A 26349-nucleotide genomic window follows, 5' to 3' on the forward strand; every position below is an offset into this window, starting at 1 on the left:
TAAATGTAATCTATACATTACTCATTCATTATTCATATAATTCTGTTTTTCTAAGTAATCTAGAACTGTCTTTGAAAATTGATGATGTGATTCTTGTGTATATTTAGCAATTGTATAAATTTGAGCTAAATTCTTTAACCCTAATTGTTCTGTCATTTCTTTCAGCTTAGGGATATCCATGTAGCGTTTCCAACCCTTTTCATCTCTGTCTTTGTAAATTTCAAGAATCTCTTCATTAGAATAATCATGGTACTGTTCATAATGAACTAACCCATGACGCGGAAGTCGATCGCGTAAAGGAGGATTTTCTTTTGGATAGCCTAAGGAATAACCTACAATTGGCACGACATTTGGTGGTAAATTAAGGATTTCACCAATCTGATTACAATTTGCTAGTGTAGAGCCCATATAACAAAGTCCTAGTCCAGCATTCTCTGCGGCCAAAGCACAGTTTTGAGCAACTAAAGTAGCATCAATGGCACCAATCATAAAGCTCATAAAATTATCAAAGTGAACTGGTGCATCATTCAGTGTAAGCCACTTTCTCATTCTATTAAAATCTGCACAAAAAGTTAAAAGGATTGGTGCATCAATTACCATTGATTGATCCATATGAGCGGTATATAATTTTTTCTTCAGTTCTTTGTCTTTTGTGACAATAATGGAATAAGATTGCATATTGCCACTAGAAGAAGCACGAATCCCAGCATCTAATATTTGTTCTAACAGTTCTTGACTGACTTCCTTATCCTCGTATTCTCGTATGGATTTGTGCCCATGTAATACATCGTTTAATTCCAAAACTATCACTCCTCATAAAATAGGTTTTATTAGAAATATAAAGAAAATCATATCCAAAGTTGAGAAAGACTCCTTATTTCGACATTAATTCTGAATAATCAAATTATAGTGTAAAACGTTTATAAAATCTATTTTTTGGTTATGGTTCTTTTATGAAGTATCCTCGCTTTTGGAATTGGTAATGATAGAAGCTGATTATAACGGAAGGTGCGAGACTTCTAGTGGGAGATAAGGTTAGGGTGTGAGCCCACAGGGTAAGTTAGGAAGGCATACTAAAACCCAGAGGTCCTGACGTTATGCATTTGTTTCTTATTGTTAAAGATGCGGTAACATTAGAATCAAAGAAACATTTTATCCCAATAGATTAATGTATTCAATTAAAAACTTATTTTTCCTATTATGAAATCTTTATTTTATTAAGAAAATATTTAAAACAAAGAGTATATTCATAGAAATGACACAACTTGTTTCATAAAGTTTACAACTTTACCTTAATTGTTTATCGTTTCGAAACAATTGAAAACTACTCTTATTAAGTAATTAAGCAATTATGAATGATAAATGGGGTAGAAAAAATGTGTGGATTCATAGGGATATTATCTTCGAGTAGGAATGGGAAAATTAATAGAAAATCAATAAAAGAGTATAATAGAATAATGAATCATAGAGGACCAGATGATGAAGGATACTATCATGACGAATATTTATCCCTCGGATTTAAGCGTTTAAGTATTATCGACATTGAAAACGGTCACCAACCATTAAATTCCTTAGATCAAAGATATTGGATTGTTTTTAATGGAGAGATTTATAACCATAAACAGTTAAAGAATGAACTTGAAAAATTGGGTTACCAATTTGAAACGAACTCTGACACTGAGGTGTTACTATATGGATTTATTGAGTGGAAAGAAGAAGTGTTACATAAACTTCGAGGAATGTTTTCATTTTTGATATGGGATACAATTACACAAACCTTATTTGGAGCAAGAGATCCATTTGGAATTAAACCTCTCTACTATTATGAAACAGAAAATGTCATTGCATTTTCTTCTGAAAGTAAAGTGATTAATAGAGTGGTAGAAGACTTAGATAATTCATTAAAAATAGATGAAATTGCATTGCAGCATTATTTATCATTTCAATTCATCCCAGAACCAAGTACAATCTTTTACGAAATAAAGAAAATTGAACCAGGTACTTATTTCATCAAAAAAATGTATCAAGAGATTACAATAAAACCTTATTGGAAACCCTCCTTTGCACCAACAGTTCATTCAAAGGAAGTTTTGAGCAAAGAGATCAGGGATGTGCTTATAGAATCTGTAACTATGCATATGAGAAGTGATGTTCCTGTAGGTGCATTTTTGTCAGGAGGTATCGATTCAACTGCAACTGTAGCAATTGCCCGTCAAATTAATCCTAAACTTAAAACATTCTCAGTAGGTTTCGAGAATAAAGGTTTTAGTGAAATTGATGTGGCAAAAGAGTCTGCTTTAGCCTTAGATGTTGAAAATATTCATAGGTTTATCACACCAAAAGAATATATCGAAGAATTACCAAAAATTATTTGGCATTTAGATGATCCCTTAGCAGATCCAGCGGCAATCCCACTTTATTTTGTGGCAAAGGAAGCTAGAAAGCATGTAACTGTTGTACTATCTGGCGAAGGGGCAGATGAGTTATTTGGTGGCTATAATATATATAAAGAACCAAATTCATTAAGAATGTTTGAATATCTCCCAACTAAATTAAAAAGAGGGCTAAAACATTTGTCCTCGATTATGCCAATTGGAATGAGAGGAAAGAGCTTAATAGAAAGAGGATGCACCCCATTGGAAGAAAGATATATTGGGAATGCAAAAATATTTGAAGAAAATGAAAAGAAGAAAATCTATTTAAAACATGATAGCACAGTAAAATACAGTTCAATATTAGAAACTTACTATAACTTGGTTAAGCAGGAACCCCTCGTCAATCAAATGCAATATATTGATATGCACACTTGGCTAAGAGGGGATATACTTGTAAAAGCTGATAAAATGACTATGGCAAACTCAATCGAACTACGAGTTCCATTTTTAGATACAGAAGTATTTAAAGTAGCCTCCAAAATACCTGTCTCATTAAAGATTTCAGGCGGTACAACAAAGTATTTATTTAGGGAAGCAATGCGGGGAATCGTTCCTAATCATGTCATAGATCGAAAAAAGCTCGGGTTTCCCGTTCCAATCAGTCAATGGCTAAAAAACGAATTGTATGATTGGGCAATTAACCTAATTCATGAAAGTCAAACGGAATACTTATTAAATAAATTTTACATTATGACTCTATTAGAAGAGCATTGTTTGAATAAAAAAGATAATAGTAGGAAAATATGGACTGTATTACAGTTCATGTTATGGCATCAAGTATTTATTGAAAAAAAATATAACTTTGTAGAAAATAATGATGAAGTTAAATTTAGTCTAATGACATAAAAAGTATGAGGTAAAGTACAAGTAAAGTTAATAAAGGAATTTATGAATAAACTAGGAATTAGCTTAAGATTTGTAAAATCATGGACTGCTCGGCAGTCCTTTTTTGATGGTAACTGACAGTATCGTGGAAGATATCAAAATCAACTTTTTTTGCAGGATACCTCCTTGTTTTAAGTCTATCACTTTCTACTAGTAAGTATTTTTAATAGTTCTGTTGAACTCTTCTTGTCTAATTGAACATATTCACTTGTAGCATTTATGGCAAGTTCTACTTGATCTTTATTAGGACTAATCCAAAGCTCATATAACACTGCTTTTGCCTGCATATCTGGATTTTTAAACTGAAAAATAAATTTGTAATCGGCAATGCGTGACATATTCACTTTTGCATGTACCCAATCATTAGTATTTAATATCTCTCTTACCTGTTGAACTTTCTCATTATTCTTTATTACCTTAAATTCTTCATAATGATTTGCCTCAGCAACGCGTTTTTCAACAATTATATTTTGCTCTTCATTTCCAATTTGGTTTGAACAACCTGTTATAAAGGTAGAGATGATGATCATAAGCGTAAATAAATTTTTCAAATGAATCCCCCTTTAAGACAATTGTAGAAATAAAAGCACCATATTTTTCCTTTTAGTTTAATATAGCATGAAGAGCTATACTGCCGGGGAAATAAATGTGGATTTACTAAATTGAGCCTAACAACTAGGATAAATACCATATTATGTAGAATAAAATTCTAAACATAGGATGTTTAAAGAAAAACATTTTTTAATTCAAGTGGAAAGTGAAAAGTTTAAAGATTGGGGATTTATAATGATGAGATTAGATTTGTTTATTACGTTTATTCTTTTCGGTGCTTATACAAACTTACTCTCAGAATTCGTTGCAGAGTTTTTCCATTATTCACATATAATGATGTATGGACTGTCTGGAGCAATTATCAGTAGTTTCATTTTTTTAATGATAAAAAATATACCTGGGATATCCCGTAAGACTATGAATCTGAAATTAGCTTTAGTAATGATAATGATTAACGGTGGGATTTTTGGAATGATAGGTAGATATTTTGGTCTGGAATAATGGGAATAGATTGCCACATACGTTTTTCTAGTATGTGGTTTTTTATTTTTCATATTTAGTAAAATAAAAAAATGTGTGAGTTTAGTATAATATGTATTATTGATCAAGAGTCAGAAGTGATAAACGAGTAGAATTATTTGGTGTAAAAATAAAGCCAAAGTAATTATAAAATGTAATGGAAATTATTTTCGGTGTTTTGATTACTGCAATTTGTAAATAAGAACAAATAATATGAAGTTAGGTCTAGTTTTTATCTTAGCAACAATAGGTTGCGCCTTGATGCGCCTACAACTATCTTTACTTTTACTATGCACTCCCTCAATACTGGAAATAAGGAAAGGTGATAAATAAAATGATTTTTAGCGAACGCTTAAAAAAGGAACGGGAAAAAAGAGGTTGGTCACAAACTGATCTAGCTGAAAAAATTCATGTTAGTCGTCAATCAGTTTCAAAATGGGAAACTGGTAAGAACTATCCGAGTATCGAAGTTATTATTGGTTTGAGTGATCTATTTTGTATTACAATAGATGAAATGCTGAGGAGTGACGATGAATTGAAAGAAAAAGTAATTCGAGATAGTAAGAAATTGGCGTATCCGAAATGGAAAATGTTCTTTGATAATTTAATTTTAATAGGGACATTTTTATTAGTAGCGAAATTAATCATCATAGGATTAAATTACTTTTTTAACACAAATATTATCATTCCAGAAGGCTTACCAAAGGTTCTATCCAACTTTTTACCATTAGCTTTAATGGTCATTGGGAGCATTGGTTCGGATCAATTAAAAAATAAATATGTTGATTAGTTAATGAATGGGTAGTTGCTAAGGGGCTATCCTTTTTTTGTTTAGGCATGATGTCGCGAAAAAAGAAGTGAAAGGCATATAACACAATTTGAATAGGGAATGCATTATAATATAGTTTTGAAGATAAGATTAGTAGAATGAGGTTAAGAAAATGAAAAAAGTTAGTACAGTATTAATATTGGGAATCATAGGGGTAACGTGTTTTTTTCTATTTTCAGGTAATGAAGGGTTTAAAATTAAGATTGTTAATCATACGAACAAAAAAATCACTGGCCTAATTCTTACTACTCCTAAAGGAGATATTAAAATTCCTAAAATAGTAAAAGATGAAGTATATAAATTAAAAGTAATGCCTAGTAATGATGGTTCGGGTTCTATATATCTACACTATAATGATGAAGAGGGAGAACCACAGACTATTGGTATTATTGGACTAACGAATAAGAAAAACCATGGAAAGGCTGAAATCGTTTTTAAAACGATTGATGAAAGTGGAACGATAACCGTAGAAAGCTCATCCTCGGTTAGTAATTACAATTTCTTTGATTAATATTTGTATTAGTTTACATATCGATTAGGAGTAGTGAATTGTGAAAAGAATATTTCCAGTCTGGTTGGCACTAAGCTTTTTAATTGGAGTATTTGGGATTTTTAAAACTTATCATACCGTAAGCCCTGAAACTGATTTTCCTTTGGTTATGGATGTTTCATTAATACTATTTTTTATTCCAAGTATTTCACTAGTTATGAGCACGATTATTTTAATATCTTTTAATTTGATTAAGTCCAAACTTGTTTTCGTTTCATTGAGTTTAGTAATGTTATTAGTTGTAGTCATTTATTCCTTTTCATTTTTTAGAGGAGTATACGGAACTGTGGGATTATTAATTGTGAATTCTGAGTTTATCTTATTAATCGCATTACATTTCTATATCTCTACTATTCCAAAACTATTGAATTTGAAAAATATTGAAAAGATATAAGCAAACTAATTTTTGTAATTAAGACATGTTTTAAATGAGAGCAAATGCATTCTTAAATTTGAATAGGAGTAAAAAAATGTTTCTAATAAAGCAAGAACCTCTAGAGATTGAGGATCCTCAGTTTGTATTCTTTGATGATGAAAAAAATACCATTGAATCTTTAGTGGGTTTAAATAATCGTATACCAAACATAGAAAATATAAATCGATATGTTTTAACGGTCGAAGAAGGAATGGAATTACTGCTGGATTTTGCAAGTAACGGAGAGTATATCTATTTTATTTATGACTATGGTAGAGAAAACAGGGTTAATAGTAATTTTAGAATCATTTTTGGTGATCCTGAAAATGAAAATGGCTGGGAAAAACTAAATAATGAAGGATTATGGGTCCGAGTATATCATATTGATTGTGAGTTTTTTGAATTTTATTCCTCTGAGGAACTTTGCTTAGTATTTTCAAATCCAAATAAACTAAGTAATGATGAAATTTTAAAATACTTAAATGAGATAGATACGAAAAAAGGAATCCCTTCTATTAATTATTTAAACCATATTAATAAAATGAATTTTTTTGCCCATACAACTTGGTCGAAACAGTTTGATGGTTTAGATGACAATGATTTACTTGTATTGAATTTATATACATTAAAGAAACTGAGCAAAAGGTACACATGTCCTTGTTGTGGCTTTAAAACATTGAAAGAACTTAATAATTATGAAACTTGTCCTATATGTAAGTGGATAGATGATGACATTCAATCATTTAAACCTCATCTAGGCGGTGGAGCAAATGAAGAATCTTTGATTGAAGCTCAAAAAAATTTTATTGAGATAGGAAGAGCCTCTAAAACATTTTTTCATTCACCAGGTGAACCAACTTCTGATTATGAAAAAGATGAGAATTGGAAGCCTTTAACTGAGAAATAATTATATAGTGCTCAACGAATACAAGTTGAAGAATCAAGAGTTGCTACGGCAGCTCTTGATTCTTGAATTCTTACAATTTCTTTTAATATTCTCTTTACTTTACTCTCATCTCTTTGATACAATAGCATTCCGTCTGAAAATTCGGTGTTCTATTTAAGTAGGGAGGTTAGTAAAAATGGAAACACAAGCATATGAAGAAGAACTTCAGCAGTTAAACACAATTATGTACGAAATTGACCGGCAGTTAACCAAGCTTGAAGGAGTCCCTATTTATACAGGGAGTGATGTAACAGAACAAGTATTAGAAGGGATACGAGAAACAAATCGTAGAAACCTTCGAATAGCCGTAAATGAGCCATACTTTGGTCGAATGGATTTTCAGGAAGAAGGCAAGGAATCAGTTCCACTTTATATTGGAAAAATTGGTGTATCTGACATAGCGACCGAGGATCCGATGGTAATTGATTGGCGTGCACCTGTTGCTAGCATGTTTTACTCATTTACTGGAGGAGACGACCTCGCTTACTATGAATCTCCTGAAGGGATCATTGAAGGCTTAATCTATCTTAAGCGAAATATTGTAATCCGCAAAAAAAATCTCCAACGGGTTGTAGATACATATATAAAAGGCAGCCAAAATGAATCAGTTACTGATGATTTTCTACTATATCGATTAAGTGAAAACAAAGATAACCGCTTAAAGGATATTGTTTCAACAATTCAATCCGAACAAAATGATATTATTCGTTCACCCAAAAATACCCCATTAATTATTCAAGGAGTTGCCGGAAGCGGTAAAACAACAGTTGCCCTGCATCGTCTTGCTTACCTAATTTATCAATATCGTGAAACGATACGAGCAGAAAAAATGATTATTTTTGCACCAAACAATATGTTCCTCAATTACATTTCTAATGTACTTCCTGAGCTGGGAGTAGGTGGTATTCAACAAACAACATTTACAGATTGGGCTTTAGATATTTTAGACAATGAAGTGACTGCTAAGGATTCTTCAGAGAATCTGGAAAAATGGTTCATTACTGGAGTCGATCGCCCTAATATAAACGAAAATACGCCTGGCAAGTGGAAGGGCTCAACTCATTTTAAAAATTATATTGATAAATGCATAGAAAAATATGAAGCATCAGCTGTTCCAGACAGAGATTTTGAACCATGGGACAATATAAAAATCGAAAAAGAAACACTTCATCATTGGTTTAATTTCGAGTATACACATTATCCATTAGCTAAAAGAAGAGAACGTATTGTTGCGCGGATAAAAAAATGGATTGATGGTGAGCTCAAAAACATAGAAGAAACGAACGTAAAAAAAGAACGCAAGAAAAAAGCAACTCAGTATCTAACTTCTTATATGAAGCAATGGCCTAAGCACACTGCTCTTTCATTCTATAAATCACTATTTGTATTAACTGACAAATCAACATTGGCAGACAACATACCAGCTGAGATTATGAAGACGACTGCAATGAACTGCAAAAAGAAAGAGGTAGACCTTGAGGATCTTGCTCCGCTTGTCTATATTCACAACTGTCTGTACGGCATCGAGGCAAAATACAAGTATCATCATGTCATTATCGATGAAGCGCAGGATTTTTCACCTTTTCAAATTGCATTATTAAAGCAGATGACACAGGGGAATTCATTTACCATCTTGGGAGACTTATCTCAAGCTATTCATGAGTACCAGGGAATTAGTAACTGGGACGAATTCTTAAATATTTTCAATCTTGATCAAGTTAAATATTACGAATTAAACAGAAGCTATCGTTCTACAATGGAAATCATTCACTTTGCTAATGAAATCATTTCAAAAGCAGAAATCCCAGTTAGTTTAGCTAATCCTGTATTTAGGAGCGGCGAAAAAGTAAAAATGATTCAAGTAGAAGATACAAACCGGATCAAACTGATTATAAAAACCATCGAACAGCTTCAACATAATAAAATGGATACAATAGCGATCATTGGCCGGACGGAAAAAGAATGTGCACTTTTACATGAGGCTCTGAAAGAAGCTGGTTTGTCTGCTACTTTTATTCATTCAAAACAACGAAAATATGAAGGTGGCATTTCAGTTGTTCCGGTCTACCTTGCAAAAGGACTTGAATTTGATGCCGTATTACTTATGGATGTAGACGAACAGCATTACGAATCCACAAAACAAGATGCAAAGCTCCTCTACGTTGGATGTACGCGTGCACTACACGAACTATGGGTGTTATATTCTGGGCGTAAATCTCCACTGATTGAGGATATTGATCAACAGCTATTTACAAATACGATTTGAAGTACAACGATTCCCAGTCGGGCACATGCGTTCCTTTTTTAAAAGAGTCACATTTCTGTGGCTTTTTTTGTATGTAAAATAGTTTCGTTTTTTGTATAAGCTAAGGAATATGAATAAAAAGTGTTAGAACATGAAGGAGCATTATTAGTAATCTAGAATTTCTATACATGAATGTCATGAATTTTTTCAAAATGATAAAGGAGGAGATTTACTTTGAATCGAATTGACCTGCTTATAAACGTACTAGATTCAACGTATGATAAGGAAAGCTGGTATGCTCCACTCAAAAATGCCATTGATGGAATCACTGCAGAACAAGCTACTTGGAGACCGAACGGCGAAGCCACTAAAACAATCTGGGAAAACGTTAATCATCTTATTTATTATAAAGAGAGACTTGTAGCGAACATGGCAGGCCGTGAATGGCCTCACAGTCTTGATGGTGATCAAACTTTTTCTCTCACAGATCATTCAAAAGAAAATCAAGAATGGCAGAAAGTCGTTGATCGAGTTGAAAAAGCTCACAATAGTTTAAGAGATTTATTAAGTAAAACTACTATTGAGGAGCTCGACAAAAATTCTCTTGAAAAAAAATTACTGGATATATTTCTTCATGATGCTTACCATACAGGACAAATTATTCAAATCAGAAAAATGCAAGGTTTATGGCCATCGCATCGTTGATAGAGCGAAGAATTAAGAAATTAATCTAAAGTAAAAAAGGCATTGCTCTGAGCAGTGCCTTTTTCTCAAGTTTATTTTTCTCTAGGTTAATAGACTAAGTTTCCTAATCTTTCTTTAAATCAAAGTGTAAGATCTAAATCCCATCTTTCTTCAATTAACATTGTATCTGTCCATTCAGTATTAGGTTTTTCTTCAGTTAATGTAAATTGATATTTTTTGTATAGATGGCGTGCTGCTTCTAATGTGCTAACTGTCCATAAAAACACATGATTGTACTTCTGTTCCTTACAAAAGCCAAGTGCTGTCTCAATTAGTTTTTTTCCGATACCCATTCCTTGATAGTTTTCATCTAGAATAAACCATCTAAGTTGTGCAATTTGATCACTGAATTTCGTAATAGCAATGGAACCTACGACTTCTCCGTTTACTTCAGCGACCCACAATTCTCCACCATCATTATTGATGAGGTAATCTGTTAAACCCTTCATCACATAATATTCAAAGATTTGTCCAAATTGATAAGTTGAGCCATATAATTTTCCGTGTAGGTAAGCTATGTATCCTACATCCCCAGGTGAAAAAGGACGAATACTGATTTCTGGTTTACTAGATTTACTTTCAGTGAAAATCGATTCAATTGTTTCCATAGAAGTAACTAGTTTAGTAAGGCTATGTTCAGATATGTTATTAATCATCATATCTACTCCAATATTTGCATTTTTGACTAAGTCATTATAAATATTAATACCATGCTCTGTTAAATAAAGACTATATTGACGTTTGTCTTTCGTAGATTGCTTTTTAAACATAATCTTCTCATCTTCAAATCGTTGAATAATGCGGCTCAAATATCCACGGTCAATCCCTAAGTTTTCTTGAATTTCTGTAGCAGTACAACCGTTTCTATAATGAATTTCTGTTATAACCCGAGCTTCTGTTAAGGGAAAAGGTTTATGATAAATCTTTTGGTCAATCTTACCTAATAAATTTGCATAGTATCTGTTAAATTTACGAATTTTCTCTACAAAATGAATAGCCCCCATAATTAACCACCTTAATATTTTGAATTTTAAATCAATTACTAATAATATAATACCATTAGTTGACAAAGTCAACTAAGTTTATATTTTTTCTCTCTCTATTAAAACGCAAAATCATTTATAATCATAAATATGGAAGTATATGGAGTTTAATAAAGATACTATTTTATGGAGTATGGAGAGTGCTAGATGAATATTAATGCTATTTTTAATGAGTTACCTATATTAAAGTCAGAAAAAATCGTGTTAAGTAAAATCGAAGCTGACCATTTAGAGTCCTTGTTTTCAATTTATGATAATGAAGCTGTTTTTGAGTATTGTGGTATTATTCCAAAACATAATAAAGAAACTGTCAAAAAAATGATTGGTCATTTCGAACGTGATTATGGTAAAAAGACGAGAGTTAAGTGGGGAATATTCACAAACGATGTATTAGTTGGAATCATTGAAGCTTTTGATTTTAACCAAAAAGTGAATATGATAACAATAGGATATTATTTGGCTGAAGAATATTGGGGAAATGGTATCGCAACAGAAGCGGTAAGTATACTATTGGAGTATTTATTTAATGAAGGAAATGTAAATAGAATTCAGGCAGAAGTAATGTCGGAAAATGAACTATCTAAAAAAGTTTTACTAAAGAATGGATTTCTAAAAGAAGGCATACTTAGACAAGCAACAATGTGGTCAGGAAAAGGTATAGTAGATTTAGAAATATACAGTATCTTAAAAGAAGAATATTTGAAATGAGTAGAGTTAAATAGAAGAATTTTTATCTAAACATAAACAAGATCTCAAGAAGCAAATTGAGGTCTTTTTTTGCATTGTTTTTTTAAATCTCATCGAAAAAGTGAAAAGCATGAAAAGGTAATTACATAAATTGGTAATGTTTTGAAAAAAATAGTTTTACATAGACTCATAAATTGAAGGAGGATAAAATGCGGAAACTATTTTTTTTAAAAGGTCCGTTGATTTATTTCATTATTTTCGTTGTGTTTTTTTTAGGCAGTGATCAAATCGTAAAAGTAAGTGCTTTTACAAATCAAGTGATCCAAATGGGCGCAGTTGGTGAAGATGTAATTGAACTTCAATCAAGACTAAAGTATAACGGCTATTATACAAGTAAAGTAGATGGTGTTTTTGGTTATAACACATACTGGGCTCTAAGAAACTTTCAAAATAACTTTGGACTACCAGTAGATGGGATTGCTGGTGCGAAGACAAAGGCGATGCTAGTTAGAGCAACAAAATATGAAAAAACTGGTACAAGTGCTGGTTCAAATGTACCAAGTGGGTATTCACAAAACGATATTCAGTTAATGGCAAATGCTGTATATGGGGAATCCCGAGGCGAGCCATATATTGGTCAGGTTGCAGTAGCGGCGGTCATATTAAACCGGGTTGGAAATTCAGCCTTCCCTAACACAGTATCAGGTGTGATTTTTGAACCGGGTGCATTTACTGCAGTTGCAGATGGTCAAATCTATTTAACCCCAAATGAAACTGCTAAGAAAGCTGTATTAGATGCAGTAAATGGTTGGGACCCAAGTGATAATGCACTTTATTATTTTAATCCTAAAACTGCAACAAGTGCTTGGATATGGAGTCGCCCACAAATTAAAACAATCGGTAATCATATTTTTTGTAGATAGGAGGTTGGTTCTATGTTGAAAGGAATATTAATTGGTGTGTTATCAATAGGTCTAATAGGTACAGCTTTCTGGGGCTATTCAGAACGTGAAGAAAAAAGGGCGGTTAAGATTCAGGCAGAAAATAATTATCAACGAGCATTTCATGAACTGACTTATGAAGTAGATTTACTTCATGATAAGATTGGTGACACTTTAGCAATGAAGTCAAAAACATCATTGTCCCCTGCATTAGTAGAAGTTTGGGGTCTTACATCTCAAGCACATTCAAATGTAGGGCAACTTCCTTTAAGATTATTACCTATTAATAAAACAGAAGAGTTTTTAAGTAACATTGGTGATTTTAGTTATCGGACTGCTGTTCGCGACCTTGATAAGGAGCCATTAAGTGAAAAAGAGTATGCGACACTTCAAAGGCTATATGATAATTCTGCAGAAATACAAGGTGAGCTAAGAAAAGTACAACATTTGGTCTTTGAAGATAAATTAAGATGGATGGATGTAGAGCTTGCTTATGCTAAAGAACAAAACCCAAAAAATAATGTCATTATTGACGGATTTAAGTCAGTGGAAAGTAGCGTTGCTTCGTACTCGGATGCAAATATGGATCCCGCACTAACAAACTTTAAAGTGAACCGCAATAATCTTGCGAATGTAAAAGGTGAAGATATTACGAAAAGTCAAGCGAAAAAAATTGCGAAGAAGTTTCTTGAATTAAATGGTACGGAGAAAATAAAAGTTAGCCATACAGGAGAGAAGTTAAAGGATCATTATTATAGTTTAGAAATTACTGATCCAAAACAGAAAAATGAAATATATATGGATATTACGGAAAAAGGTGGCTATCCACTTTGGGTAATTAGTAATCGTGAAATAGGAAAGCAAAAAATTGATTTAAACAAAGCTTCACTAAATGGTTTGAAATTTTTAGAGAGAAATAAGTATCCAAACATGGAGCTCACTCAAAGTTCACAGTATGATACAATTGGTGTCTTTACGTATGTTTCAAAAGTAAATAACGTTAGAATCTATCCAGAATCTATTACGATGAAGATAGCATTAGATGATGGAAGTATCGTTGGATTTTCTGCAAAAAATTATTTAGCAGCTTACACTATAAGAAAAATTCCAGAACCTAAAATTTCGATTGAGGAAGCACGTAAAAGCGTGAATTCTAATATGAAAATAATGGAGGAAAGAAAAGCCATCATTTTAAATAAATTAAATCAAGAAATACTATGTTATGAATTTGTTGGAACAAGAGGTAACGATACCTATCAAGTCTTTATAAATGCAAATACAGCTGTTGAGGAACAAATTAAAAAACTAAATAATGTTGTAGAAAATTTTGATTAAATAACATAGAAAAACCTTAGAATTATGTAACTAAGGTTTTTCTTTTTTTGTAGTAAGAGATTTAGATTGATTAAGAATTAGAAAAGAATAATTTGAGAACTTCCTGCGAACATTAACTATATGTTTTATTTGGAAAAGAAAAAAATACTTAGGACGGAACTGTATATGACAGAAATGAATCCTTCTAATCGAAAATCAAAAAAAGTAAAGATTTTAAAAAATGCAATTGCAATGTGTGTTGGGGCAATTCTCGTAGCCGTAGCATTAGAAATTTTTTTAGTACCTAATGATGTTATTGATGGAGGTATTACCGGGATTTCTATTATGATTTCAAACCTAACAGGTTTACCATTAGGAATTTTTATATTTGTTTTAAATATTCCTTTTTTCTATTTAGGTTATAAGCAAATAGGGAAAACATTTGCCTTTTCCACTATTTTCGGAATCATTGTATTATCCTATTTCACATCAAGATTTCATCCGGTACCGGCTTTTACAGACGATATTCTTCTCGCAACAATTTTTGGCGGAATTATTCTAGGAATTGGTGTCGGATTAGCCATCCGGTATGGTGGAGCATTAGATGGAATTGAAATACTGGCAATCATCATTAATCAAAAGATTCCATTTTCAGTCGGTCAAATTATCTTGATCTTCAACTTATTTATTTTAGGAACAGCAGGTTATGTTTTTACATGGGATAGAGCAATGTATTCTATTTTAGCCTATGTCATTGCATTTAAAACGATTGATATTGTAGTAGATGGATTAGAACAATCTAAATCTGTTTGGATTATTAGTGACAAAAGTATTGAGATAGGAGAAGCGATATTATCAAGGTTAGGTCGAGGTGTTACATATATTAATGGTGAAGGGGCTTTTTGTAGGAATGATACGAAAGTAATCTTTTGTGTTGTTACACGACTAGAAGAAGCAGAAATCAAGGACCTAGTCGATGATATTGATCCAACTGCTTTTTTAGCAATTGCGGATATTGCTGAAGTAAGAGGCGGAAGATTTAAAAGTAAAGCAGCACATTAAGAAATAATAAACATATCAACTAATTTGGTGTTTATCTATTTTAAGTAAACTACATAAAAGACCATTTCGAATCGTGAAATGGTTTATTTTTTTGTTATAAAAATCAAGCAACAATATAAATGTAAGATTAGTTGATTAACCCCTTAGCAATATGGAATGTTAAAATTATCAACTAATTTGTGAATAATGTCACAAAATAGACAATGAACAGACAAAAAGTAGACATATAATATTGAGGCAATTCGAATTATCAGAAGTAAACTATAGATAAGAACATAAATGGTTAAAGGATTCTATGAAAATGATTTGCTCTAACGTTGTTCTAATTATTTTAGTTAAACTTATCACACTTTGTGAAAAAGTTTCATAATAAAGGAGGAAGTAATGTGAGCATGTTAGAACTTGCACGATTACAGTTTGGTTCAACAACGGTTTTTCACTTTTTATTTGTACCACTTTCAATAGGTTTAGCATTTATGGTTGCATGTCTTGAAACATTGTATGTTTATCGTAAAAATGAAACTTATAAAAAATTAACAAAATTCTTTGGGCACTTATTTTTAATTAACTTTGCTGTAGGAGTAGTAACAGGTATTATTCAAGAATTCCAGTTTGGTATGAATTGGTCTGAGTATTCACGTTTTGTAGGTGACGTGTTTGGCGCACCTTTAGCAATTGAAGCACTTTTAGCATTTTTTATGGAATCGACATTTTTAGGGATTTGGATATTTGGATGGGATCGTCTTCATAAAAAATTACATTTAATGTGTATTTGGTTAGTATTTTTTGGTACGTTGATGTCTGCCTTTTGGATATTGGCGGCAAACTCATTTATGCAAGAACCTGTAGGTTTTACGATTCATAACGGTCGTGCAGAAATGAATGATTTCTTTGCACTCATTACAAATCCTCAGCTATTAGTTGAGTTTCCGCATACAATTGCCGGTGCTTTAGCTACAGGTTCATTATTTGTTGCCGGTGTTAGTGCTTATAAAATTTTAAAAAAGCAAGAAACAGAACTATTTAAAAAAGCATTTAACCTTGGAATGATTGTTGCGTTAGTTGCTGGTATTGGTATAGCGTTTAGTGGCCATTCGCAGGCGAAGCATTTAATGGAGTCACAACCAATGAAAATGGCTGCAAGTGAAGGGTTATGGGAAGATAGTGGCGACCCAGCAGGTTGGATGGTTTTTGGATTAATTGATTCGAAAAATAAAGAAAATAAATTTGAAGTTGAGGTTCCTTACTTATTAAGTTACCTTGCTTATGAAAAGTTTGAAGGTAAAGTACCTGGGATGAATACATTGCAAGCAGAGTATGAGAAATTATATGGTCCAGGCAACTATATTCCACCCGTTAATACAACATTCTGGAGCTTTAGAATTATGGCTGGAGCAGGCATGGTTATGATTTTGATGTCATGCTTAGGCTTATTATATAGCTACCGTAAGAAATTAGAGTCAAAGAATTACTTTCTGAAGGCAACGATATTTTTAATATCTTTACCATTCATTGCAAACTCAGCCGGTTGGATTATGACGGAAGTAGGTCGACAACCATGGACAGTTTTTGGATTAATGACAACTTCTGCTTCTGTTTCACCTAATGTTACAAAAGGATCATTAATCTTCTCCTTAACAACATTTACAACAATGTATGCTATTTTAGCAGCGGTTTTAGTTTATCTCTTTGTTAAGGAAATAAAGAAAGGAACGGATCACGGAGTAAAAGATAATGAGTCAAACGTTGATCCATTTGCAAGGGAGGCTTCAATCCTATGATAGAACTGAATGAATTATGGTTTTTACTTGTAGCAATATTATTTATAGGCTTCTTTTTCTTAGAGGGTTTCGATTTTGGCGTAGGTATATCTACAAAGTTACTTGCTAAAAATGATACAGAGAGAAGAATCTTAATTAATACAATCGGTCCATTTTGGGATGCGAATGAGGTATGGTTATTAACTGCAGGAGGCGCAATATTTGCAGCCTTTCCTCACTGGTATGCGACGATGTTTAGTGGGTACTATATTCCATTTGTATTCGTATTGATGGCTTTAATTGGTCGTGGTGTGGCCTTTGAATTTAGAGGGAAAGTGGATAGTCCTAAGTGGGCAAAAACATGGGATTGGGTCATTTTCTTCGGAAGTTTATTACCACCATTTTTATTTGGCGTTTTGTTTACAAGCATACTGCGTGGAATGCCAATTGATAAAAATATGAATATAACTGCTAGCTTTTCAGACTATGTAAATACTTATTCAGTAGTTGGCGGAGTAACCGTGACACTTTTATGTTTGCTACATGGTGTATTGTTCTTAACGTTAAAAACAGTAGGAGATCTAAGGTCTCGTGCTCGAACATTTGCTAGTAAATTAATATTACCTGTACTTATTTCATTAATCATATTTACTGTTTTATCATATTTCGAGACTGATTTGTTTTCAGTTAGAGCACAAGTTACAGTACCACTAATTTTATGTATCGTTGTAGCCTATGTACTTGCGGCATTCTTTATCTCTAAACAGAGAGATGGTTGGTCATTTGCTATGACAGGTTTAGGGATTGCATTAACAATAAGTACGATATTTACTGCATTGTTTCCAAGAGTGATGGTGAGCTCGATAAAAAATGCATATGATTTAACTGTTTATAATGCATCTTCGGGTCCGTATTCATTAAAAGTTATGACAATCGTTTCGTGTACATTATTACCATTTGTACTCGGATACCAGATTTGGAGTTACTATGTGTTTAGAAAACGTGTAGACGAGAAGGATTTGACATATTAATGGGAAAAAATCTGCTTAAATATAATGGAATGTCGAAGTTATTCATTCTATTAATCGCATTAACTGTTATTCAAGGGACGGCCATAGTCGTTCAAGCATATATGCTTTCAAAAGCAATTGTTAGTTTATTTAATGGGAAAAGTAGTAGCGAAATATTTTACGCTACTATTTTCTTCATTATCGCTTTCATTTGTCGGTATATCATCAATTCAATTAAACAAAAGTATTCTGAACGTTTTGCTGACCTTGCTGTAAGTGAATTAAAAATGAAAGTTCTTGATAAGCTTTTTAAACTTGGCCCAAGATTTGCTAAAAAAAATGGGACTGGAAATATCGTTACATTAATAATGGAAGGGTCAGTTCAATTAAAACAATATTTAGAGATTGTTCCTGCTAAAATGATTAACCTAGCAATTATTACGCCACTGGTTGCATTATATATTTTCTTTGTTGATAAGCTTTCCGCCATTATTTTAATCGTTACTTTTCCAATATTAATTGTATTTATGATTTTACTAGGTTTAGCTGCTAAAAAGAAAGCAGATAAACAATGGAAGGTATATCGACTTTTATCAAACCATTTTACTGACTCATTAAGAGGATTAGAGACTTTGAAATATTTAGGGATTAGTCGTAATCATATTCATCAAATTGATTCTGTGAGCGAGCGTTATCGTAAAGCGACTATGAGCACTTTAAAAGTTGCTTTTTTATCATCATTTGCACTCGACCTTTTTACTATGCTTTCAATCGCAACAGTTGCAGTATTTTTAGGCTTGAGATTAATTGAAGGTGAAATTCTATTTGGTCCAGCACTAACAATTTTAATTCTTGCTCCCGAATATTTTTTACCTGTACGTGAAGTCGGAACAGATTATCACGCAACACTGAATGGTCAAGAAGCGGGTAAAGCGATGCAAGCTGTTTTAGATGAATATGAATTTAAAGATCAATTAAATACAACTATTGAAGATTGGAAACATGATAGTTTTCTTACATTAAATGATATTACAGTAGAAATTGATAAAGATACGCCAGTCGTATTAAAAGATATAAATGTGAGTTTTAATGGCTTTCAGAAAATAGGAATTGTAGGTGAGAGTGGTTCGGGTAAATCCACATTGATTGATTTAATTGGTGGATTTTTAGAACCTTCAAAAGGCGAGATAAATATTTCAGGGAAACAATTTTCTCATCTGCAATTAAAAGATTGGCAAAAACAATTACTCTACATTCCGCAACACCCCTATATCTTTTCTAAAACTTTAAGCGAGAATATTCGTTTTTATCAACCGAATGCGTCAACGGAAGAAGTAAAAAAAGCATGTGAAGAAGCTGGATTAACGGCATTATTAAACGAATTACCTAATGGTTTAGAAGAGAAAATTGGTGAAGGTGGAAGGAGTTTAAGCGGAGGTCAAAACCAACGAATTGCGCTAGCAAGGGCATTTCTAGAAAAAAGGCAAATTCTTCTTTTAGATGAACCCACAAGTCACCTTGATATAGAAACAGAATTTGAACTGAAAAAAACAATGCTTACTTTGTTTGAAAATAAATTAGTCTTCTTAGCAACGCATCGACTTCATTGGATGAAGGATATGGACTTAATACTAGTTATGAAAGAAGGTAATTTAGTAGAAGTTGGTACGCATAAAGAATTAATGACTAAAAACGGGCACTACTATCACTTAATTACTAGTTAGAAGGGAAAATGAATGTTTAATAAAAATGGTTGGGTATTACCATATATAAAAGAAAATCAACGCTTATTTTTGTTGGTGATTGTCATAAGTGCAATAACAGTCTTTTCAGCAGCTGCCTTAATGTTTATGTCAGGCTTTTTAATATCAAAAGCGGCAACAAAACCGGAAAATATTCTAATGATTTATGTTCCAATTGTAGCTGTCCGTACATTTGGTATTGTAAGGTCAGTCTCAAAATATATAGAAAGATTAATTGGGCATCATACAATATTAAAAATCTTATCTAAAATGAGAACAAGATTATTTAGTGTCCTTGAGCCATCTGCACTTAAAATTAAATCAAAGTTTAAAACAGGTGATATTTTAGGGATATTATCTGATGATATAGAATATTTACAGGACATTTATTTAAAGACTATATTTCCAGGTTTGGCTGCATTGTTTATATATGCAATTTCTATTATTGCGCTTGGCTTTTTTTCAATTCCATTTGCGATTTTAATAGCTTTCGTGTCATTTGTATTGATCGTCATCCTTCCACTTATTTCGTTACTAGTGGAAAAAGCTAGAACTCATAAGATTAAAAATGAAAAGAACACATTATATAAAAGTCTTACCGATGCAGTAATGGGGATTAGTGATTGGGTGTTTAGCGGACTTCAATCTAAATACATTCGAGAATTTGATAAGGATGAAGGAGTATTACGAAAGCTTCAATTACAAGAGAAAGCTTTTAGAAGAAAACGAGATTTATTCGCTCAAATGATAGTAGGGATTCTTGTTTTATTAATGTTATGTTGGGTCGGAAATGAGAGTATAGTTGGGGAGATACCAAGAACTTTAATTGCTGCATTTGTTTTAGTTCTTTTTCCACTAACTGAGGCATTTATTCCATTATCTAATTCAGTTGCTAGTATGACTATATACAGTGATTCAATTAATCGTTTAGATAGTATTGAAGAACGTCAAATTGAATCAACTTCTCTTGTGTATAATGGGGAAATCACTGAAGGTGTAAATATTATGTTTGAAGATGTTAGCTTTCAATATAATGAAGGTGAAAAAATCTTAGATCATATAACATTTACATTAGCTCCAAGTACAAAAACAGCATTATTAGGACCAAGTGGATCAGGAAAATCTACCATTTTAAAACTAATTGAAGCTGTAGAAGTACCGAATGCGGGAAGTGTTACCTTAAATGAAATAAAGAGTGAGTTATATGGAGAAAACATAGCCAAGGTTGTATCAGTACTTAATCAAAATCCGTACTTATTTGATACAACAGTTTTGAACAATATACGGTTAGGTAATCCAAAAGCTAGTGACGAAGAAGTCAAAAGAGTAGCTAAAATGGTGGAACTGCATGATTATATTGAATCCCTTCCTCAAGGATATGATACGCCAATGCACGAAACAGGTATGAGGTTTTCAGGCGGTGAACGTCAACGAATTGCCTTAGCAAGAAACTTGCTTCAAAATACTCCAGTAGTTATATTGGATGAGCCAACTGTTGGCTTAGATTCAATTACAGAAAAAAAGTTACTCAATACTATTTTTCATGTGTTAGAAGGTAAGACAGTTCTTTGGATTACCCATCATTTAATCGGTGCCGAAATGGCAGATAATATATTGTTCTTAGATAAAGGTAATATATTAATGAATGGGACACATGAAGAACTATATCTGAATGAAGAAAGATATCGTAAGTTATTCGATCTTGATCGTCCATTTCGTGAATAAAGTCAGTATTGTTAAGTCATTTGAAGTCTTAAATTTTGCTGATGAGATTACCTGTCATTGGAAAGAGTCATTTAGATTAGAAATTAACTAATCTCATTGTTAAACAGTTAAATGAAAAAACACAAAAGATGATCCTTCCCTCATGAAAGATCATCTTTTTGTGGTATATCTTATCAAATTTAATTTCATTAAGGTTATAGCTCATCAATTAGGGAGCGGATTATTTATAATTCTTTACATATAAAAAAGACCAAACATTTACCTTTTGGTCTCAGCTATTCAGGAGGAATAAAAGTCATGTCAGCTGCATCTTGAATTTCATCATCAATAACTTTTGCCGTTCCTAAGATTTCAACAATACTACCGAACAATTGTACATAATCTGCAAGAAGCAAATTCTTGTGTATATTGATGACTCTATTTGGCTCATCTGTAAATAATTCTTTAGTGACACCAATCGCACTTGCAAATTGTCCAATTGTGCCAATTAAAAGCCCAGATAGAATTTCATTTTTACCTTCAAATTCAGCTTGAGAATTTGGAGCTTCATCTAGAGTAAATAGTTGTTCTACACTTGTCGTTTCTATAACTTGTGCAATAACTTTTAGCCATTCTGCTGCAACAATTTGCTTTTCGAGTTTTGAACGCAGTTTTTCATTTTCATCGTTTCTTTGGTTCGTGGTTGCTTGTGTATTCCCTTTCCTTAGTAACCCGATTTTAATCACCTCGGTATTATTTTATTTACAGTACTATTCATTATTAGTATTCTAGGTAAGCTACATTTGCGACGTGGAAATGATAAATGTAATATAAATTTATATTTTGAATAACTAAACAATGGTATATTTATAATTCCTTCTTTAAGATACAATAGATAAGGTTTGTTAAATAAAAACTCTGGTAAGAATAACATGATAGTACATGAAGCTTAAATTCATTGGTTTGAAGGAAGAAGTTGATTTTGAAGGAAAATGATCGTTCAAGATTCAGAACTTCAGAATTCACATGCAACAGTGCGGGCCTATAATATGAAATTGAATTAATGTTAGAATATACATAATGTATTAGGATAAGGAGAAGTAAATGAACAATTATAAATTAGTCATTCAATATGATGGCGGAAGATATAAAGGATGGCAAAGACTGGGTAGTGGAGAGAATACAATTCAAGGGAAAATAGAAAATGTATTATCAGAAATGATCGGTAGACCAATTGAAATTATCGGTTGCAGTAGAACCGATGCAGGCGTGCATGCATATGCTCAGATTGCCAATGTTAAAATAGGGGAAAATATCCCCGTATCTGAAATGAAACAGTACTTAAATCGTTATTTACCCCAAGATATAAGCGTGATTGATGTATCGATTGAGAGTGAACGATTCCATGCACGTTATAATTCAAAAGCCAAAACATATTTATATAAGATTTGGAACGAGGATTATTCAAACCCATTTATGCGAAAATACAGTATGCATGTTGAAGAAGCTTTGGATATTCATAAAATGGAAAATGCAACGAAGTATTTTTTAGGTGAGCATGATTTTACTGCTTTTTCGAATGCTAAATCAAAGAAAAAGTCTATGGTACGTAATATTTATTCGATTGAAATAGAAAAAGTAGATGGATTTCTTCAAATTAGAGTTAGCGGAGATGGATTTCTATACAATATGGTCAGAAAGATAGTCGGAACATTAATTGAAGTTGGTATTGGGAAAAGGGATGCTAAAGAAATTAGTGGAATGATTCTTTCAAAAGATCGTGGTCAAGTAAGCAGTTTAGCAGAGCCTGGTGGCTTATACTTAGAAAGCATTGAGTTTTAATCGTAAAATATAAAAGGATATGGAACTTTTCCAAAGAAAGGTCCCATATCCTTTTTATGTATGTTATTACATTTGTTCGCCGTTATCGTGGTTAAACATCCAATGAATGCCAAATTTGTCTGTTAGGCTACCGTAGCATTTGCTCCAAAATGTTTCTTGAAGCTCCATACCAACTTGTCCACCTTCTTTTAATTTATTATAGATATTTTGAATTTCCTCAACATTATTACTTTGGAAAGAAAGGTTTATATTGTTTCCTTCTACAAAAGGTCTGCCAGGGAACGTATCAGAGAACATTACTCTGCTACCATTAAGATCCAGTCTTGCATGCATTACTAAATTTTTAGACTCTTCTGGAAGAGGATAGTCTGGATTTTGTGGTGCTTCTCCAAAAGTCATAATTTGTGGAATTTCTGTTTCAAAAACTTCAGCATAAAATTCTACAGCATCACGTGTATTTCCATTAAAATTAAGATAAACTTCGATTGGCATTTCAATCTCTCCTTAGTAATTAGAATGTTAATCATTTCCAACAAACACATATTTATTTTAACAAAAAAAAGACATAAAAGACAAACCCCATTGTAGAAATTTTTTGACAATTATCTTACATATAATCAGGGGAGCAGTTTCCATTGAATATGATTTTTGAAACAGTGAATACTATCTAGTAAATATACCAATTTGAAGGGTCACTTATCTTGTATAAGTGACTTTCTTTTCAATATATTGAACTATGTTCATTTGGAGAATTACATGAAGAATATTATGGTCATCCCCTCAGATGCAAAACAATTAAGACGAACAATAATTGTTGGAATCATACTGGTCATACTGACTTTGATCTCAATTCCATTTGCCGATATTCAACTAAAAAATAATGATGCATTATTACCAATTTTTATATCAATTAATATTATGTCTGAATTAATTACAGCGTACATATTTTTTGCACAGTATAGAATTTCAAGAAGTTTTCCAATATTGATTTTAGGCTTAACATATCTATATTCTGGCCTCATTACAATTCCATATTTATTAACTTATCCTGGTGTATTTAGCGCTTCTGGTTTGATGCAAGCAGGTTCGCAAACATCGATTTGGATTTGGTACGATTGGCATGTTGGATTTTTAATAGGAATCTTGATTTATATAGGGTGCAAAGAAGTACTTGATCATAATGAAAGTGCTTCTGATTATAGAAGGAATATAAGAATAGGAATTTTGCTTATATTATGCATTGTGACGATTATTACCCTCGCAACAACTGTCGGAAAATCCTATTTACCAACTTTGATTATCGAGGAATCATATGCGAGTAGTATGAGTTATTTTTTCGGAGCGTTTCTATTGGCTCTGAATGTAATTGCGCTACTGTTATGTTTAAAAATAACAATCAAAAAAGATAAAAACATCCTTAATTTATGGATCTGCATTTCAGTTCTAGCTTGTTTATTGGAAATTTCTTTATCAATCATTGCTGGGGGACGTTATACATTAGGATGGTATATCGCACGTGTATTTAGCATTGTTTCTGCACTTTCAATATTTTTTATTTTTATCGTAGAGATTACATTTCTTTATCAAAAAATAACAGCGAATGAAATGAAATTGAAAGAACTAATTAATATCGACGGATTAACCGGAATCCCAAATAGACGTTATTTGGACGAATATCTAGATAAGAAAATAAAATTAAATGAGAGAATTACATTTATTATGTTTGATATAGACGATTATAAATTGTTTAACTCATATTATGGACATCAGATGGGTGATGAGTGTCTAAAACAAGTAGCACAAAAAGCGCTAGCGTGTGCTAAGAAATATGAGGCTATTGTCGCACGATATGGTGGAGAAGAATTTGCTATCATTTTACCTAATTCAAGTTTAGAACAGGGCTTCCACATTTCCGAAACAATTAGAAAAGAGATAGCAGATATGAAAATACCTCATTATGGGATTGGCGAAAATGAAATTGTAACTTGTAGCTTTGGGATCTCTTCAACGATTGTAAAAGATGTATTATCAATTCAATCACTCGTTCATCAAGCTGATCTTGCATTATTTGAAGCAAAACGTAATGGTAAAAATCATACGTCAATCTTTAAAAAAGGAACTCAATTTATTGAATGAATAGTTATATCTTATTCTTAACCTGAAATCTTATTTCATAAATTATTATGATTTTAGGAAATTTTGGTTCATAATAGTAGATAACTTGGAATGAAGAGAAAGGTGTTCTACAAATGAGGCATTTAACAATTTTATCAAAAATTGAAAATCACATGGATCGGTTTACGCAAGCAGAAAAAAAGATTGCTATCTATATTATGGAACATGCTGAAATGGTTCCGAATTTGACAACAAAAGATATTTCAAATAATACAGGTTCTAGTGAAGCGAGTGTTGTAAGGTTTTGTAAAACAATAGGAATTGGAAGCTTTAAAGCTTTTAAACTAGCCTTAGTACGTGATTTAACGGTAGCTGAAATGAATATTAATGATTTTTCGGTTATGGAAAAAAAAGATTCTCCTTATGATTTATTTAATAAGGTTACATATGTAAATAAAGCCGCGATTGAGACAACTGTCTCTACTCTAGATAAGAGAGAACTTGAAAAAGCATCAGACGTGATCGTAAAAGCAAAGAAAGTTTTATTTTACGGTGTAGGAGGTTCCGCAGTTTCTGCAATGGATGGTGCATACAAATTTACCAAATTAGGCTACTTTTCGGTGATGAATCTAGACTTTCATATGATGCTATCATTAGTTGGACATCTTGAAGAAGGAGATGTATTTATTGCCATTTCTAACTCCGGTAAAACGAAAGATGTACTAGAATTATCTCGATTTGCTAAGAAAAAAGGAGCTACAATTCTAGCAATAACAAAGTTAGGGAAATCTCCATTATTTAAAGAAGCAGATATTAAGTTATGTACACCAGATATGGAGCAAGACAATCGAATTGGAAGCATTGCTTCTAGAATGGCACAACTAAACATTATTGATTCTTTATATATCATTAGTTTTAATCAAATTGGAAATAAGGTCTCTAGCAAACTTCATGAATCTAGTGAAGAAGCAAATATATTGAGACGATAGAATGAAAAAAAGACCTCTAA

The 26349-nt window shown here is 32.2% G+C and carries 24 protein-coding genes; 19 read left to right on the forward strand and 5 right to left on the reverse strand.

The genetic code is table 11. From position 1 onward, the window contains the following. Positions 1–21: 21 nt before the first annotated feature. Positions 22–801, reverse strand: a complete 780-nt coding sequence (locus ACX6U0_RS12105) for a nitroreductase family protein (protein WP_464960183.1) — start codon at positions 799–801, stop codon at positions 22–24. 575 nt (positions 802–1376) lie between these two features. Between ACX6U0_RS12105 and asnB the strand changes: the two genes are divergently transcribed. Next, the gene (gene asnB / locus ACX6U0_RS12110) at positions 1377–3281 is read left to right on the forward strand and encodes an asparagine synthase (glutamine-hydrolyzing) (RefSeq protein ID WP_464960184.1); all 1905 of its coding nucleotides are present in this window, start codon (positions 1377–1379) and stop codon (positions 3279–3281) included. Between the two features lie 179 nt (positions 3282–3460). Here the strand turns inward: asnB and ACX6U0_RS12115 are convergent, their stop codons facing one another. Beyond that, a complete protein-coding gene (locus ACX6U0_RS12115) occupies positions 3461–3871 on the reverse strand; it encodes a hypothetical protein (protein ID WP_464960185.1) in 411 nt (136 codons plus the stop codon). A gap of 235 nt (positions 3872–4106) precedes the next feature. Here ACX6U0_RS12115 and ACX6U0_RS12120 point away from each other — a divergent pair, with 235 nt between their 5' ends. The 7 genes from ACX6U0_RS12120 to ACX6U0_RS12150 all read left to right on the forward strand — a co-directional run bounded on the left by ACX6U0_RS12120 (position 4107) and on the right by ACX6U0_RS12150 (position 10081). Further along, positions 4107–4373: a hypothetical protein gene (locus ACX6U0_RS12120; RefSeq protein WP_464960186.1), complete on the forward strand. Its 267-nt coding sequence runs from the start codon at positions 4107–4109 to the stop codon at positions 4371–4373. 352 nt (positions 4374–4725) lie between these two features. Next, a complete protein-coding gene (locus ACX6U0_RS12125) occupies positions 4726–5181 on the forward strand; it encodes a helix-turn-helix domain-containing protein (protein WP_464960187.1) in 456 nt (151 codons plus the stop codon). A gap of 151 nt (positions 5182–5332) precedes the next feature. Next, positions 5333–5731: a hypothetical protein gene (locus tag ACX6U0_RS12130; RefSeq protein WP_464960188.1), complete on the forward strand. Its 399-nt coding sequence runs from the start codon at positions 5333–5335 to the stop codon at positions 5729–5731. A gap of 40 nt (positions 5732–5771) precedes the next feature. Then, positions 5772–6164, forward strand: coding sequence for a hypothetical protein (locus ACX6U0_RS12135; RefSeq protein WP_464960189.1), 393 nt, complete (start codon positions 5772–5774; stop codon positions 6162–6164). A gap of 76 nt (positions 6165–6240) precedes the next feature. Further along, positions 6241–7092, forward strand: coding sequence for a CPCC family cysteine-rich protein (locus ACX6U0_RS12140; RefSeq protein ID WP_464960190.1), 852 nt, complete (start codon positions 6241–6243; stop codon positions 7090–7092). Positions 7093–7267: 175 nt separating this feature from the next. Next, positions 7268–9397: a HelD family protein gene (locus ACX6U0_RS12145; RefSeq protein WP_464960191.1), complete on the forward strand. Its 2130-nt coding sequence runs from the start codon at positions 7268–7270 to the stop codon at positions 9395–9397. Between the two features lie 213 nt (positions 9398–9610). Continuing rightward, positions 9611–10081, forward strand: coding sequence for a DinB family protein (locus ACX6U0_RS12150; protein WP_464960192.1), 471 nt, complete (start codon positions 9611–9613; stop codon positions 10079–10081). A 119-nt stretch (positions 10082–10200) separates the two neighbouring features. Here the strand turns inward: ACX6U0_RS12150 and ACX6U0_RS12155 are convergent, their stop codons facing one another. After that, the gene (locus tag ACX6U0_RS12155; RefSeq protein WP_464960193.1) at positions 10201–11124 is read right to left on the reverse strand and encodes a bifunctional helix-turn-helix transcriptional regulator/GNAT family N-acetyltransferase; all 924 of its coding nucleotides are present in this window, start codon (positions 11122–11124) and stop codon (positions 10201–10203) included. Between the two features lie 186 nt (positions 11125–11310). Here ACX6U0_RS12155 and ACX6U0_RS12160 point away from each other — a divergent pair, with 186 nt between their 5' ends. From ACX6U0_RS12160 to cydC, 8 genes are all read left to right on the forward strand, one after another. Further along, on the forward strand, positions 11311–11871 hold the full coding sequence (locus tag ACX6U0_RS12160; protein ID WP_464960194.1) for a GNAT family N-acetyltransferase: 561 nt from the start codon (positions 11311–11313) through the stop codon (positions 11869–11871). Between the two features lie 188 nt (positions 11872–12059). Continuing rightward, positions 12060–12773, forward strand: coding sequence for a spore cortex-lytic enzyme (gene sleB, locus ACX6U0_RS12165; RefSeq protein ID WP_464960195.1), 714 nt, complete (start codon positions 12060–12062; stop codon positions 12771–12773). Positions 12774–12785: 12 nt separating this feature from the next. Beyond that, a complete protein-coding gene (ypeB, locus tag ACX6U0_RS12170) occupies positions 12786–14126 on the forward strand; it encodes a germination protein YpeB (RefSeq protein WP_464960196.1) in 1341 nt (446 codons plus the stop codon). A 165-nt stretch (positions 14127–14291) separates the two neighbouring features. Beyond that, the gene (locus ACX6U0_RS12175) at positions 14292–15167 is read left to right on the forward strand and encodes a YitT family protein (protein WP_464960197.1); all 876 of its coding nucleotides are present in this window, start codon (positions 14292–14294) and stop codon (positions 15165–15167) included. 386 nt (positions 15168–15553) lie between these two features. Continuing rightward, a complete protein-coding gene (locus ACX6U0_RS12180; protein ID WP_464960198.1) occupies positions 15554–16948 on the forward strand; it encodes a cytochrome ubiquinol oxidase subunit I in 1395 nt (464 codons plus the stop codon). Next, on the forward strand, positions 16945–17958 hold the full coding sequence (cydB, locus tag ACX6U0_RS12185; RefSeq protein ID WP_464960199.1) for a cytochrome d ubiquinol oxidase subunit II: 1014 nt from the start codon (positions 16945–16947) through the stop codon (positions 17956–17958). The genes ACX6U0_RS12180 and cydB overlap by 4 nt, the downstream gene beginning before the upstream one ends. Next, entirely contained in the window at positions 17958–19661 is a 1704-nt protein-coding gene (gene cydD, locus ACX6U0_RS12190) for a thiol reductant ABC exporter subunit CydD (RefSeq protein ID WP_464960200.1), read from the forward strand. Before cydB ends, cydD begins: the two co-directional genes overlap by 1 nt. A gap of 12 nt (positions 19662–19673) precedes the next feature. Beyond that, positions 19674–21404: a thiol reductant ABC exporter subunit CydC gene (gene cydC, locus ACX6U0_RS12195; protein WP_464960201.1), complete on the forward strand. Its 1731-nt coding sequence runs from the start codon at positions 19674–19676 to the stop codon at positions 21402–21404. A gap of 275 nt (positions 21405–21679) precedes the next feature. Here the strand turns inward: cydC and ACX6U0_RS12200 are convergent, their stop codons facing one another. Then, on the reverse strand, positions 21680–22129 hold the full coding sequence (locus ACX6U0_RS12200; protein WP_464960202.1) for a hypothetical protein: 450 nt from the start codon (positions 22127–22129) through the stop codon (positions 21680–21682). 358 nt (positions 22130–22487) lie between these two features. Here ACX6U0_RS12200 and truA point away from each other — a divergent pair, with 358 nt between their 5' ends. Beyond that, positions 22488–23225, forward strand: a complete 738-nt coding sequence (truA, locus tag ACX6U0_RS12205; RefSeq protein WP_464960203.1) for a tRNA pseudouridine(38-40) synthase TruA — start codon at positions 22488–22490, stop codon at positions 23223–23225. Between the two features lie 66 nt (positions 23226–23291). On the opposite strand, the gene ACX6U0_RS12210 is transcribed toward truA, so the two are convergent. After that, entirely contained in the window at positions 23292–23717 is a 426-nt protein-coding gene (locus ACX6U0_RS12210) for a VOC family protein (protein ID WP_464960204.1), read from the reverse strand. 264 nt (positions 23718–23981) lie between these two features. Between ACX6U0_RS12210 and ACX6U0_RS12215 the strand changes: the two genes are divergently transcribed. Further along, a complete protein-coding gene (locus tag ACX6U0_RS12215) occupies positions 23982–25361 on the forward strand; it encodes a sensor domain-containing diguanylate cyclase (protein WP_464960205.1) in 1380 nt (459 codons plus the stop codon). Between the two features lie 113 nt (positions 25362–25474). Continuing rightward, positions 25475–26329, forward strand: a complete 855-nt coding sequence (locus ACX6U0_RS12220) for a MurR/RpiR family transcriptional regulator (RefSeq protein ID WP_464960206.1) — start codon at positions 25475–25477, stop codon at positions 26327–26329. The last annotated feature ends 20 nt before the right edge of the window (positions 26330–26349 follow it).

The organism is Gottfriedia sp. ABJ_BB2_2 (assembly GCF_055484705.1).